Genomic DNA, 12,371 nt, shown 5'->3' on the forward strand with positions numbered 1-12,371 from the left:
GGGGGCTCAGAGGACGGCGCCGTCGTCCCAGCCGGAGCCGCCGGGCGGGCCGTCCCCCATCCGCACCACCAGCGCCACGAAGCCGCCGATGAACGCGGCGACCGCGGTGAACAGCGCCCAGCCGCGCAGCTCCCACCCGGCCGCGGCGGTCACCAGCAGGTAGGCGGGACCGCCGAACAGGGCCGTCCACGCGATCTTGGCGGTGGCGTCGGACTTGGGCAGCGGCGGCGGAGGGGGAGGAACGTAGTGCCCCTCGTCGTCCTCCTGCCCGGCGGCGGGATCGGAGTCGGTGCCGGCGTCGGTGCGGCCGTCCTCCTCCGCCACGGTGCGGCCGTCCTCCTCCGGGGTCCTGACCACCCGGCGCGGGGGGTCGGCGGGGAGGTTCTCGCTGTCCGGCCACGGCTGGTCGGCCGAGTCGTGCTCGGCGGTGTCGTTGAAGGACGCGACGATCTGCCGCCAGACCTCGTCCTCGTCGCTCTGCGGTGTCACCTAGCTGGGCCCGTCGCTCATGGCCTGATCACTTCCTTCTCCGGAGACCGCGCATCCCCCGCTGGCGATCAGTCTCTCTGCAAGGGTACAGAGGCGTTCGTCCTGATGAACTCCAGGCTCTCCGCAAAGATCCGGTCGGCGTCGTTGTCGAGCGTCGCGACGTGGTAGCTGTCGGTGAGCTCGACGACGTCCAGATTCCCCCCGGTCAGCCTCTCACGAAGAATATGCACACTGGTCGGTTTGACCACATGGTCCTGCGGGCTGTGGAAGACCAGGACGGGCTGGATCACCTTGTCCAGCTCGGCCTGGGTCAGCGCCCAGAGGCGGGGGAGGCTCGCCGCGGCCTTGACCGGGGTGCGCGTGTAGCCCACCTCGACCATCCCCTCCTTCTTGATGTCGCCCGCGACCCCCTGGACGGAGGGGACGAACAGGCGCAGCAGCGGCGCGAGCCTGAGCAGCGGGACGTCGTTGGCGATCGAGGGGTTGACGACGACCACGCCCCTGATGCCCTCGCCGTGCACCTCGGCCAGGCGCAGCGCCATGCAGCCGCCCAGCGACAGGCCCGCCACGAAGACCTCGGGGCACCGGCCCCGCAGGTCCGCCAGCGTCTTGTCCAGCTCGGCGTACCAGTCCTCCCAGCGGGTGCGGTTCATCTCCTGCCAGGTGGTGCCGTGCCCGGGAAGCCGGGGCAGCGCCACGGTCAGCCCCGCCTCGGCCAGGTGCTCCGCCCAGGGGCGCAGCGACTGCGGAGAGCCGGTGAAGCCGTGGCAGAGCAGCACCCCGACCGGGCCTCCCGCGTGGTGGTACGGTTCCGCGCCGGACATGATTGGCATTGTGACTCCTTGTCAGGCCTGCCTGATCGTCGCATGTTCGGGGCCTGTTTTGCGAGAGGGTGATTTGTGTGGTTTCGCGGTGTAGGTGACAGAGCCTTGAGGTGGGAAGATAACTCCAGGTCGCTTCCTGTCAACCAAAGGAGCATCGAGTGTTCTACTGGGTGGTGAAGGCCATCCTCGCGCCCCTTCTCCGTCTGATCTTCCGCCCCTGGGAGGAGGGGGTGGAGAACGTGCCGAAGGAGGGCCCGGTGATCCTGGCCGGCAACCACCTGTCGTTCGCCGACCACTTCTTCGGGGCGCTGTTCCTTCCGCGCAAGGTGATCTCCCTCGGCAAGGCCGAGTACTTCACGGGCAGGGGCCTCAAGGGGATGCTCAGCCGGGCCTTCTTCAGCGGCGTCGGCACCGTGCCGATCGACCGCTCCGGAGGCAAGGCCAGCGAGGCGGCGATCCGCACCGGCCTGCGCGTGCTGAGCGAGGGCAACGTGCTCGGCATCTACCCCGAGGGTACCCGTTCCCACGACGGCCGCCTCTACAAGGGCAAGACCGGTGTGGCGCGGCTGGCGCTGGAGTCCCGCGCGCCGGTCATCCCGTGGGCGATGGTCGGCACCTTCGAGATGATGCCCCCCGGTCGTCCCCTCCCGCGCCTGGGCATCCGCCCGGGTGTGAGGTTCGGCGAGCCGCTGGACTTCTCCCGCTACTACGGCATGGAGGAGGACCGCCTGGTCCTGCGTGCCGTCACCGACGAGATCATGTACGCGCTGATGGAGCTCGGCGGCCAGGAGTACGTCGACAAGTACGCCGCGAGCGCCAAGGCCGAGGCGGCCCAGGCGGCGAAGGAGGCGAAGAAGGCCGGGCGGCGTTGAACGGCGCGGGAGGCCGGCCCGGGCCCCGCCGTCCGGCCCGGCTCCGGTCGCGGGCCCGGTCCCGTTTCCCGTCCCGGCTCCTGCCGGCGCGCCCGCTCCGGGCCGGACCGCGGCGGGCCGCCGCCGCCGCGGTCGCCTGCGGCGGTGCGCTCGGCGCGCTGGCCCGCCACGGCCTGGGCGCGGCGCTGCCGACCGCGCCGGGCGGCTTCCCCTGGACCACCCTGGCGGTCAACGTGCTCGGCTGCCTGCTGATCGGGGCGCTCGTCGTGATGCTCGTGGCGCTGGAGCCCCACCCGCTGGCCGGGCCCTTCCTGTCCACCGGGGTGCTGGGCGGGTTCACCACCTTCTCCTCCTTCGCCGTGGACGTGGAGCAACTGGTCCGTCTGGGCCGGCCGGCCACGGCGCTCTCCTATCTCGTCGTCACCCCGGTCCTGGCGGTGTCGGCGGCACTCGCCGGGACGGTCCTGGCAAGGCGGGCGCGGAGGGCGCGGCGGGAGCGCCGGACGGGATGAGCGTGCTGCTGGTGGCGCTGGGTGGAGCGGCCGGGGCGGCGCTGCGGCACCTGGCGGCCTCGCGCTCCGGCCCCCGCTTCCCGTGGGGGATCCTCGCGGCGAACACGGCCGCCTCGTTCCTGCTCGGCCTGCTGGCGGCCGGGGCGGCCGCCGGATGGCTCCCGGGCTGGGCGCTCACGCTGGGCGGCGCCGGCTTCTGCGGGGCGCTGAGCACCTACAGCACGCTCGCCTACGACGTGCTGCGCCTGGCCGGGGCCGGCGAGCGGCGCCTGGCCGCGGCGAACCTGGCGCTCACGCTGGCGGTCGGCCTGGCGGCGGCGTTCGCCGGGGCGGCCCTCGGCCGGATAGCCTGGTAGGACCGATGGGATGAACAGGGTCAACGGGATGGCGGGGGCGCATCACCGCGCATCGCCGCCTCCATCTTCCGCATGACGCGGGTCATCGTCTCCAGCTCGCCCGGCTCCAGCAGGTCGATGAGGAGCGCACGGACGACGGCGACGTGGCCCGGTGCGGTGCGTTCGAGACACGCCATGCCCTCGCCGGTCAGCGCGGCCAGCACCCCGCGCTCGTCGGAGGGGCAGGTCTCCCGGGTCACCAGGCCCATCGTCTCGAGCCTGCTGATCTGATAGGTCAGCCCGCTCTTGGAGGCCACCACGCCGTGGGCGAGCTCGGTCATGCGAAGTCGCCGGCCGGGGGCGGCGGAGAGCCGTGCCAGGATCTCGTACTGGGCGTGGGTCAAGCCCGCGTCCGCTTTCAGCTGTTCCTCGACGCGCCGTTCGAGCAGATGGGAGGCGGTCAGATAAGCCGTCCAGGCGACCATCTCGTGCTCGGCGAGCCAGCGCGTCCCCGTCATCCGCTCAGTCTACAGGTTGTTTGAATTTGAACTATCTGCTTAGGTGGTGGTTCGGATTCGAACCAATGGGAGGCGTCATGTCCGGTGTGATCGATCGAGTCAGGCCCATCGCGTTCCTGGTGGGACGCGTCGTCATCGGCGCGATCTTCTTGGTGCACGGCTGGATGAAGTTCAGCTCCGGGCTGTCGGGGACGACGGCGTTCTTCGAGTCGGTCGGGATCCCGCTGGCGGGCCTCGCGGCACCGGCGGTGGCGATCCTGGAGGTCGTGGGCGGGATCGCCCTCATCGTGGGCGCCGCGCTCCCGCTCTTCGGCACCCTGCTCGCGCTCAACATGCTCGGCGCGATCGTTTTCGTCCACGGAGCGGCGGGGTTCGGCGCGGACAAGGGCGGCTACGAGTACGTCCTCGCCCTGGCGGCGGCCAGCCTGATGGTCGGCTTCAGCGGCGGCGGGGCCCTGGCCGCCGACTCCCTCTGGCAGCACCGCCGCGGCCGTACGGACGCCACGACCTCGGTCTGACCGCGCGCCGGCCTCGCGAGGCAGGACGCCTAGCCGCCGTAGACGTGCTCGCGGATCTGCCGGATGTGCTCCGGGGTCGTACGGCAGCAGCCGCCGACGAAGTCCGAACCCGCGGCGTGCCATCCCGCCGCCGCCGCGCCGAACTCGGCCGGGTCGGCCAGGCCGCGCCAGCGGCGGGCCGCGGCGTCCCAGGTCTCGCCGGAGTTCGGGTAGACCATGACGGGCTTGCCCTCGATCTGCCCGATCAGGCTGGGGATGTGGCGCGGCGCGGTGCAGTTGACTCCGACGGCGAGGACCTGGGGATGGCCCGCGAACAATCCGGCGGCCCGGCGCATGGGGGTGCCGTCGCTGATGCGCTCGCCGTCGCGGCAGGAGAAGCTGATCCACGCCCGCACGCCCGGGGTCTCGTCGAGCAACCGCCTCAGCGCGCGGGCCTCGGCGTACGACGGGACGGTCTCGCACGCCAGGAAGTCGGCTCCGCCGCCGACCAGGATGTGCCAGCGGTCCCGGTGCCAGGCGACCAGGCCGTCCTCGTCGAGGTCGTAGTCGCCGGTGTATTCGGCGCCGTTGGCGAGATGGGCGCCGTACGGGCCGACGCTGGCGGCCACCGCGCCCTCGCCGTGGGCGTCCCGCGCCTCGACGGCCAGGCGGATCGAGAGCAGGATCAGCTCCTCGGCCCGGCCGGCGGACAGACCCCGGCGTACGAACGCCGGGATGCTCGCCTGGTAACTCGCCGTGGTCGCCACCTGCGCTCCCGCGGCGTAGTAGTCGAGATGCGCCCGCCGGATCAGCGAGGGGTCCTCCACCAGGAGCTTCGCCGACCACAGCTCGTCGCCCAGGTCCGCGCCCAGCGACTCCAGATGGGTGGCCAGCCCGCCGTCGAGAATCACCACCCCGCCACTGTACGTCACGGATGACGGGGTGATCCGGCGGACGATCTCGAAGCCCCGGGACGGCCCGGTGACCGGCCGCTCCTCCGGCCGGTCACCGGGCCCGGTGCCACCGCTTCCAGCCGGTGTCACCGCTTCCAGCCGGTGTCACCGCTTCCAGAAGGGACGGCGCCGTTCCGGTCCGCTCAGTGCCTCCAGGGTCCGGACGGCCTGCCGCCACAGCGCGTCCGCGTCCGCGCCGGGCCCCGCCGACGCCAGCTCACCGGCCAGCGCCTCCAGTTCCGCGTGGCCGCCGAGGAAGACGGCCAGGGCGGCCAGGCGGCTGCCCAGGTCGGACAGCAGGCGCAGCCGCTCGGCGGGCGGGAGGGACTCGGCGGCCCGCAGCCGCCGGAGCTCCTCGGCCAGCTGCGTGCGCAGGGCGTCGTCCTGCGCGCCGGAGCCGGCCGGGACCCCGGCGGGGGAGCCGGGACGCGGGACGGACCGGGACCTCATCGGTGCGCGCGGGACGGGGGCTCCGCCCGGCGGCGCGGGGAACGCGTCGCCGCCCGCGTCCGGGAACGCGCCGACCCCCGCGTCGGGGACCGGGCCGGCCTCCGCGTCCGGGAAGGCGTCCGGGAAGGCACCGGGGAAGGCGTCCGGAAGCGCGCCCGGCAAGGCCTCCGGGAAGGCTCCGGCGGTCCCGCCCGGCGCGCCCGCGCCGTACCCCGGAGCGGGGGAGGGGGGCGGTGCTCCGGGAGCGGCCGCCCGCGGGGCGGGCATGCCCGCGTCCATGGCCAGGGGCATCGAGGCCATGATCATCGGCGCGGCCGCGGCCGCGGGCGTCTCCCAGCCGCCGGGCAGCTCCACCGGCTGGATCACCCGGTGTTCCGGGCCGCCCTCGGCGACCACCCGGCTGTCGACCGCGACGAACGCGGTGAACCGGCAGAGCACGCCGTACTCCAGCGAGGTCGAGACGATCTCCCCCTCCAGCGAGCGGTCCCCGGCCGCGTAGCGGTCCTCCAGGTCGCGCAGCCGGGCGCGCGCCCAGATCGAGCGCACCGCGGGGTTGTGCGCGAGCGTCCCGGTGATCCGCCGCTCCCAGGGCCGTCCGGCGGCGTCCAGGCCGCGCAGGACCACGCCCGCGGAGGCCCCGGTCGCGCCCCGGTAGCGGCCGTGGACGGTCAGCGGCACGCCGGGGTAGACCGAGCCGAGGCGGCCGGTCGAGCCGGGGAGCGGGTCGAGGCCGTCCCCGGCCAGGGACAGGTCGGTGACCAGCGGCGCGCCGATCCTGCGGTGGATGTGCTCCATGGCCTCGTCCAGCCGGTCCTCCGACTCCACCAGCTCGCACCGGCCCGCGCCGAGCCCGGCCAGCCGACCCAGGAAGCCCGCGTTGACGGCCTGGTCGATGCCGACCGTGTGCACCCGCACGCCGGCCAGCCGCCCCGCGGTCCGCTCCAGGATCTGGTCCTCGTTGCCCACCTGCCCGTCGGTGACCAGCACCAGCACCCGGTCCCGCGAGGAGTCGCCGAGCAGCGCGGCGGCGCGCTCCAGGGGCTCCACCATCTCGGTGCCGCCGCGCGCCTCCAGCCGGGCGAGGTACTCCACCGCCCGGTAGCGGTTGCGGTCGGTGGCCCGCACCAGCTCGCCGCCGCCCTCGCCGAGCCGTCCGGGGTGCTCCACCACGGTGTCGAAGGCGAGCACGGCGAACCGGTCGTCGCCGGTCAGCGTGTCGACGATGCGGGCGGCGGCGCGCCGGGCGGCGACCATCTTCCAGCCGGTCATGCTGCCCGAGCGGTCCAGCACCAGCACGACGTCCTTCGGCGCGGGCGCGGGCGCGGAGGGCCCCGGCTCCGGGACCACGGACAGCGCGAACGTGCCCTCGCCGCCGTCCCCCGGGCCGTCCGGGTCGGGGACGAGGGTCAGGGCGGTGGAGGCGTCGAAGTACAGGCGCAGGATGAAATCGCGGTCCAGCCGCTCGCCCGGCGTCAGCCGTACGGTGCGGCCGTCCTGCAGGACCGTGTGCAGGCTGGAGCGGACCTCGCGCAGCTCCAGCCCGGCGGCGTCGACCGCGACCGCGAGTGAGAGCCGCACCGGGTGCGGGAAGCCGGGCAGCAGCACCGGCGGGGTGATGCGCGAGGCGTCGGGGACCGCGTCGGTGTCGGCGGCCCAGCCGTCGCCGGCCTGCTCGCCGTCGAGCGGGGCCCCGGGGATGTAGCGGGGGGCGACGACCAGCGGGAAGCGGAACGTCGCCGCGCCGTCCTCGTAGGGGAGCGGCTGGTCGAGCGTGAGCCGTACGGTGACCCGCTCGCCCGGCACGATGTTGCCGACCCGGATGGTGAAGACGTCGGGCCGGTCCTCCTCGGCGATGGCCGCCCGCCGCCCCTCGGCGACCGCCCGGTCGTAGTCGGCCCTGGCCCGGCCGCGCTCCTTCAGCACGCCCTCGACGACGTGCCCGTCGGCCTCCATGTGGAAGGCCGTGACCGCGGCCCGGTCGGGCAGCGGGAAGACGTAGGTCGCCTCCAGCGCCACGTCGAAGGCGTTGCGGAAGCACTGCGTCACCGTCACCCCGGCGGCCAGGCCGGCGACCTCGGCGGCGATGTCCACGCTCTCCAGGGGCAGGTTGCCGCGCTCGGTGACGAGCGCGCCCAGCCCGGCGTCGGGGACCGGCTCGCACTCGTCCGGCCGCAGCGGGGTGATGGAGTTGATCGTCATGGCTTTCCTTCCGGAGAGGCGAGCCCACGCTCGCGCAGGACCGCCAGGAGCGTCTCGGACGCGGCGGCGATCTCGGCGAGGTCGTCGTGGGACGGGACACGGCTCGCGCCGTCGAGCAGGAGGGTCACCCCGGCGGCCAGCCGCACCGCGGGCACGGCCGCGGCGGCGGAGGGAACCGGGGCGGGGGAAACGGGGGAGGAGGAGGCCGCCGTCCCGTTGCGTGCCGCGGCGGGGGAGGCGGGCGGGCCGTTGCGCGCCGGGGCGGGAGGGGTGGAAGGACCGGTCCAGAAGCGCGGGCGGGCGCCGCGGGGCGCCGGATCCCCGTCCGGGGAGGCGGGGAGGCGGGCGATCTCCTCCAGGGTCCGGTCGGTCGCCCCGGCGAGCTCGGCCTGGATCTCGGCGATGCTCCGGCCCTCGGCCTGCCGCCGCTTGACGGCGATCAGCTGGAGCAGGTGGCGCCTGCCGTACAGCGCGACGCGGCCCCGGCGGGCGGCCGGCGGGTCGAGCAGGCCGATCGTGGCGTACCACCGGACGAGGCGCTCGTTGGGCACGTCCCTGACCCGCCCGCCCTGCCGGGCGGGCGGAGGGAGGGCCGCCGAGGCCCGCTCCACCAGTTCGCCGATCGTCCATTCCATTCCCTCATAGTGACACTGCAATTATTACAGTGTCAACATAGGTCCGGTATCGGTGGGTATGGGCGGCTCTGGTTCGCAAGAAAACAACCGACGCCGACAATGGAGGTACGTCCCATGGCCACCATCACCGGCCCGCTTCAGCCCGGTGACAAGAAGATCGTCGGAGAGGCCCTGCAGGGCGCGCTCATCGATCTCCTCGATCTCTCGCTCCTGGCCAAGCAGGCCCACTGGAATGTGATCGGCCGCAACTTCCGCCAGATCCACCTGCACCTGGACGAGATCGTCGCCTTCGCCCGGGCGCACGCCGACACCGTCGCCGAGAGGGCGGTGGCGCTCGACGTCACGCCCGACGGCCGCGCGGGCACCGTCGCGAACTCCACGAAGGTGCCCCAGCTCGACTCCGGCTACCTGGACGTCGACAAGGTCGTCGCGGCGATGACGGACATCCTGGAGTCCATCGGCCGCAGGATGCGCGAGCGGGTCGACGCCACCGCCGAGGCCGACCCCGTCACCCAGGACATCTTCATCGCCGTCACCCAGGACGTGGAGAAGCACCACTGGATGATGCAGGCGCAGCGCTGAACGGCCCGCCCGGCCGCTGAGGCGGCACCGTGGCGGGTGCCTCCGCCAGGGTGCCTCCGTCAGGGTGCCCCGGCGCGGCGGGCGAAGGCGCCCCGGCCCGATGCCGGGGCGCCTTCGCACGCCGCGATCCGCAGGAGGGGCCGCAGGGCGCGATCCGCCGCAGGGGGCGCGGCCGGCCGGAGACGAGAGCGGATCGGCCGAAACGCGTGCCTTCCGGGTTTCCGCAGAGTTTCAATCGGGACGGTGGCCGTGTTCACCCGGATCCGGTCGACTGGCCCGCGTACCGTGAAGGCAGCGAGGAGGCGCCATGCTCCGCCGTACGTTGTTGCGCACCGGAGGACTGACCGCGGGCGCGGCGTTGACGGGATCCCTCTGGCGGGGGGCCGCGTGCGCGGCCGCGCGGGGGACGGGCCCCTACGGGCCGCTCCGCGCGCCCGACGCGAACGGCGTCGCGCTGCCCGAGGGCTTCACCAGCAGGATCGTCGCCCGCACCGGCCGCAGGGTCGGCGGGACGCTCTGGCACGCGGCGCCCGACGGCGGGGCCTGCTTCCCCGACGGCGCCGGCTGGATCTACGTGTCCAACTCCGAGATCCCGCTGCTCGGCGGGGCCTCGGCGATCAGGTTCGGGGCCGGCGGCGAGATCCGCGGCGCCTACCGGATCCTCTCGGGCGCCAACCTCAACTGCGCCGGCGGGCGCACGCCCTGGAACACCTGGCTGTCGTGCGAGGAGGTCCTGCGGGGCCGCGTGTTCGAGTGCGACCCGTACGGCGAGCGCGCCGCGATGCCGCGCCTGGCCATGGGCCGGTTCAAGCACGAGGCCGCCGCCTGCGACCCCGACCGGCAGGTGGTCTACCTCACCGAGGACGAGCCGGACGGCTGCTTCTACCGGTTCCGGCCGGACGTGTGGGGGGACCTGACGGCCGGGCGGCTGGAGGTGCTCTGCGGGAGCGGCGGGGGCAGGGGCGCGGCCACCGGGCCGGTGACCTGGGAGCGGGTGCCCAACCCCGCCGCGCCGCTGAAGGCGACCCGGCACCAGGTGGGCGCCGCCCTGCACTTCTCCGGCGGTGAGGGCTGCCACTACGACGGCGGGGTCTGCTTCTTCACCACCAAGGGCGACGACCGGGTGTGGGCCTACGACGCGGAGAACGGGCGGCTGGAGGTCGCCTACGACGCCGGCTCCCCGCTGACCGGGGTGGACAACATCACCGGCACCCCCGCCGGGGACCTGTACGTGGCCGAGGACGGCGGGAACATGGAGATCAACCTGATCACCCCGGACCGGTTGGTCTCGCCGTTCCTCCGGGTCGACGGCCACGCCGGGTCGGAGGTCACCGGCCCGGCCTTCTCCCCGGACGGCCGCCGGCTGTACTTCTCCTCCCAGCGCGGCGCCCGGGGCGACTCCGCCGGGACCGACGGCGTCACCTACGAGGTCACCGGCCCGTTCCGCGGCTGAGCGTCCCTTCCCCGGCGCCGCCCGGGGCGGCCCGTCGCCGTCGGGGCCGCCCGCGGCCTTCCTCCCGCCTCCGGGGCGCCCGTGGCCTTTCCCCCTCCGGGGCCGGGAGGCGCCGGAGGGGGCGCGCGGGGAGATCCCCGTCCCGGAATCGGTCTGCGGCGCGTCCGGATCCGGATCGGGCGGGATCGCCGGTCACCGGCCGGGGGTAGGTGCCGGGGGCGGGGAGCGCCCGGGTTCGCCTCCCCGCCTCCTCGCCGCGCTTCTCCGCGGCTCGCCCGCCTGACAGGGAGCAGACCCGTGACCGATGTGAGAGTCTCCGTCATCTACTACTCCTCGACCGGCACCGTCCACGCGATGGCCAAGCGGCTGGCGAGCGCAGCGGAGGAGGCGGGCGCGCGGGTCCGGCTCCGCCAGGTGCCCGAGCTGGCGCCGGAGGAGGCGATCGCCTCCAACGCGGCGTGGAGCCAGCACTTCGACGACACCAAGAACGAGCCGAAGGCGGTGCCCGACGACATCGTGGAGGCCGACGCGGTGCTGCTGGGGACGCCGACCCGCTACGGCAACATCTCCAGCCAGCTCAAGCAGTTCATCGACACCCTCGGCCCCCAGTGGTCGCAGGGGATGCTGGCCGACAAGGTCTACGCGGGGTTCACCGCGACCATGACCGCGCACGGCGGCCAGGAGTCCACCCTGCTGGCCCTCTACAACACCATCCACCACTTCGGCGGGCTGGTGGTGGCGCCCGGCTACACGGACCCGTCGAAGTTCGCCGACGGCAACCCCTACGGCGTCTCCCACGTCACCGGCGGCACCAACAGCGACCCGCTGACCGACGTGCAGTACACGGCCCTGGACCACATGGCCAGGCGGGTGGTGACCATCGCCGGGCGGCTGAAGGCCGGAGCCGCGGGCTGACCCCTGGGACCCGCCGCGAGGTGACTGCGCTAAGGTCACGGACCGGTCAAGAGTCGATGACGGCGGGAGAATCATGGCGGAGATCGCGTATGTCGGCGGATACACCCCGGACACCGGGGGGTCGGGCGCCGGGATCGTGCTGATGGAGCTGGACGGCCTGGCCCGGCGCGGCGCGACGGCGGCTCCGGGGCCGTCCTTCCTCGCCGTCCACCCGCGCCTCCCCGTGCTCTACGCGGTGGGCGAGGCCGAGCAGGGCACCGTGCAGGTCTTCGCCCGGGGCGCGGACGGCGTGCCGTCGCCGCTGGGCAGCCGTCCCAGCGAGGGCTCGTTCCCCTGCCACCTGGCCGTGAACCCGGCGGGCACGCTGCTGGCGGTGGCCAACTACGGCGACGGCACGGTGAGCGTGCACGGCATCGACGAGGCGGGGCTGCTCACCACCGTGCAGACCTTCCCCTACCGCGAGGGCGCCCACGCCCACCAGGCGACCTTCGGCCCCGACGGCGTGCTGTACGTGACCGACCTGGGCGCCGACGAGGTCCGCCGCTTCACGGTCGAGGGCGGCCGCGAGGTCGCCCCGCACCCCGGCGGCCCGGTACGGCTCGCGGCCGGCATGGGCCCCCGGCACCTGGCCCGGGCCGGGGACCGCTGGTACGTGGCCGGGGAACTGGACGGCACGGTCCGCGCCTACGACTCCGACTGGCGGGAGACCGCGGTCACGGCGGCCAGCGGCACCGGGGCCGAGAACCACCCCTCCCACCTGGAGGTGTCCGGGCGGTTCGTCTACGTCGCCAACCGGGGGCCGGACACGATCGCGGTGCTGTCCGCGCCCGGTCTGGAGAGGGTCGCCGAGGTGTCCTGCGGGGGCGCCTGGCCGCGGCACTTCGCCGTCGCGCGCGACCGGATGTACGTGGCCAACCAGAACTCCGGCGGCGTCGCCGTACTGCCGATGGAGGACGGGGTGCCCCAGCGGGCCGAGGCGGTCTTCGAGAGCGGCACGCCGTCGTGCGTGCTCCCGCTGCCGGGGACGTGAGCGCCGCGGCGGGGTGGAGGGCGGGCGCCCGCCGGGGTGCGGGCGCCGCGGTCGCGCGGCGGTCGGCGGGTGCCCGTCCGCGGCCCCGGGGCGGACGGCGCGCGGAC

Annotated in this window: 14 protein-coding genes; 8 read left to right on the plus strand and 6 right to left on the minus strand. The window is 74.3% G+C overall.

Annotation, left to right across the window (positions count from 1 at the left end; all coding sequences use genetic code 11):
* Window positions 1–6: 6 nt before the first annotated feature.
* Window positions 7–489, minus strand: a complete 483-nt coding sequence (locus tag IEZ06_RS01620; protein ID WP_189234831.1) for a hypothetical protein — start codon at window positions 487–489, stop codon at window positions 7–9.
* Window positions 490–557: 68 nt separating this feature from the next.
* A complete protein-coding gene (locus IEZ06_RS01625; RefSeq protein ID WP_189234832.1) occupies window positions 558–1,322 on the minus strand; it encodes an alpha/beta hydrolase in 765 nt (254 codons plus the stop codon).
* A gap of 149 nt (window positions 1,323–1,471) precedes the next feature.
* Between IEZ06_RS01625 and IEZ06_RS01630 the strand changes: the two genes are divergently transcribed.
* From IEZ06_RS01630 to IEZ06_RS01640, 3 genes are read left to right on the plus strand one after another with little or no spacing between them, the layout of a single operon-like run.
* On the plus strand, window positions 1,472–2,185 hold the full coding sequence (locus IEZ06_RS01630) for a lysophospholipid acyltransferase family protein (protein WP_189234833.1): 714 nt from the start codon (window positions 1,472–1,474) through the stop codon (window positions 2,183–2,185).
* Window positions 2,182–2,697: a FluC/FEX family fluoride channel gene (locus IEZ06_RS01635; RefSeq protein ID WP_189234834.1), complete on the plus strand. Its 516-nt coding sequence runs from the start codon at window positions 2,182–2,184 to the stop codon at window positions 2,695–2,697. Before IEZ06_RS01630 ends, IEZ06_RS01635 begins: the two co-directional genes overlap by 4 nt.
* Window positions 2,694–3,053, plus strand: a complete 360-nt coding sequence (locus IEZ06_RS01640) for a FluC/FEX family fluoride channel (protein ID WP_189234835.1) — start codon at window positions 2,694–2,696, stop codon at window positions 3,051–3,053. The genes IEZ06_RS01635 and IEZ06_RS01640 overlap by 4 nt, the downstream gene beginning before the upstream one ends.
* Window positions 3,054–3,073: 20 nt before the next feature.
* Here IEZ06_RS01640 and IEZ06_RS01645 read toward each other — a convergent pair whose 3' ends face one another.
* Window positions 3,074–3,550: a MarR family winged helix-turn-helix transcriptional regulator gene (locus IEZ06_RS01645; protein ID WP_189234836.1), complete on the minus strand. Its 477-nt coding sequence runs from the start codon at window positions 3,548–3,550 to the stop codon at window positions 3,074–3,076.
* An 86-nt stretch (window positions 3,551–3,636) separates the two neighbouring features.
* On the opposite strand from IEZ06_RS01645, the gene IEZ06_RS01650 reads away from it, so the two are divergent.
* Window positions 3,637–4,068, plus strand: coding sequence for a DoxX family protein (locus IEZ06_RS01650; RefSeq protein ID WP_189234837.1), 432 nt, complete (start codon window positions 3,637–3,639; stop codon window positions 4,066–4,068).
* 29 nt (window positions 4,069–4,097) lie between these two features.
* Here the strand turns inward: IEZ06_RS01650 and mmuM are convergent, their stop codons facing one another.
* From mmuM to IEZ06_RS01665, 3 genes are all read right to left on the minus strand, one after another.
* Window positions 4,098–4,961, minus strand: coding sequence for a homocysteine S-methyltransferase (gene mmuM / locus IEZ06_RS01655; protein ID WP_189234838.1), 864 nt, complete (start codon window positions 4,959–4,961; stop codon window positions 4,098–4,100).
* A gap of 144 nt (window positions 4,962–5,105) precedes the next feature.
* Window positions 5,106–7,649, minus strand: coding sequence for a VIT domain-containing protein (locus IEZ06_RS01660; protein ID WP_189234839.1), 2,544 nt, complete (start codon window positions 7,647–7,649; stop codon window positions 5,106–5,108).
* Window positions 7,646–8,284: a MerR family transcriptional regulator gene (locus IEZ06_RS01665; RefSeq protein WP_189234840.1), complete on the minus strand. Its 639-nt coding sequence runs from the start codon at window positions 8,282–8,284 to the stop codon at window positions 7,646–7,648. The genes IEZ06_RS01660 and IEZ06_RS01665 overlap by 4 nt, the downstream gene beginning before the upstream one ends.
* Before the next feature lie 114 nt (window positions 8,285–8,398).
* Here IEZ06_RS01665 and IEZ06_RS01670 point away from each other — a divergent pair, with 114 nt between their 5' ends.
* From IEZ06_RS01670 to IEZ06_RS01685, 4 genes are all read left to right on the plus strand, one after another.
* Window positions 8,399–8,866, plus strand: a complete 468-nt coding sequence (locus tag IEZ06_RS01670; protein ID WP_189234841.1) for a Dps family protein — start codon at window positions 8,399–8,401, stop codon at window positions 8,864–8,866.
* A gap of 307 nt (window positions 8,867–9,173) precedes the next feature.
* Window positions 9,174–10,319, plus strand: a complete 1,146-nt coding sequence (locus IEZ06_RS01675) for an alkaline phosphatase PhoX (protein ID WP_189234842.1) — start codon at window positions 9,174–9,176, stop codon at window positions 10,317–10,319.
* A gap of 297 nt (window positions 10,320–10,616) precedes the next feature.
* On the plus strand, window positions 10,617–11,234 hold the full coding sequence (gene wrbA, locus IEZ06_RS01680; protein ID WP_189234843.1) for an NAD(P)H:quinone oxidoreductase: 618 nt from the start codon (window positions 10,617–10,619) through the stop codon (window positions 11,232–11,234).
* 73 nt (window positions 11,235–11,307) lie between these two features.
* Entirely contained in the window at window positions 11,308–12,264 is a 957-nt protein-coding gene (locus tag IEZ06_RS01685; protein ID WP_189234844.1) for a lactonase family protein, read from the plus strand.
* The last annotated feature ends 107 nt before the right edge of the window (window positions 12,265–12,371 follow it).

This window comes from Planomonospora antibiotica (assembly GCF_014647955.1).
In the GTDB taxonomy this organism is placed as follows: Bacteria; Actinomycetota; Actinomycetes; order Streptosporangiales; family Streptosporangiaceae; genus Planomonospora; species Planomonospora parontospora.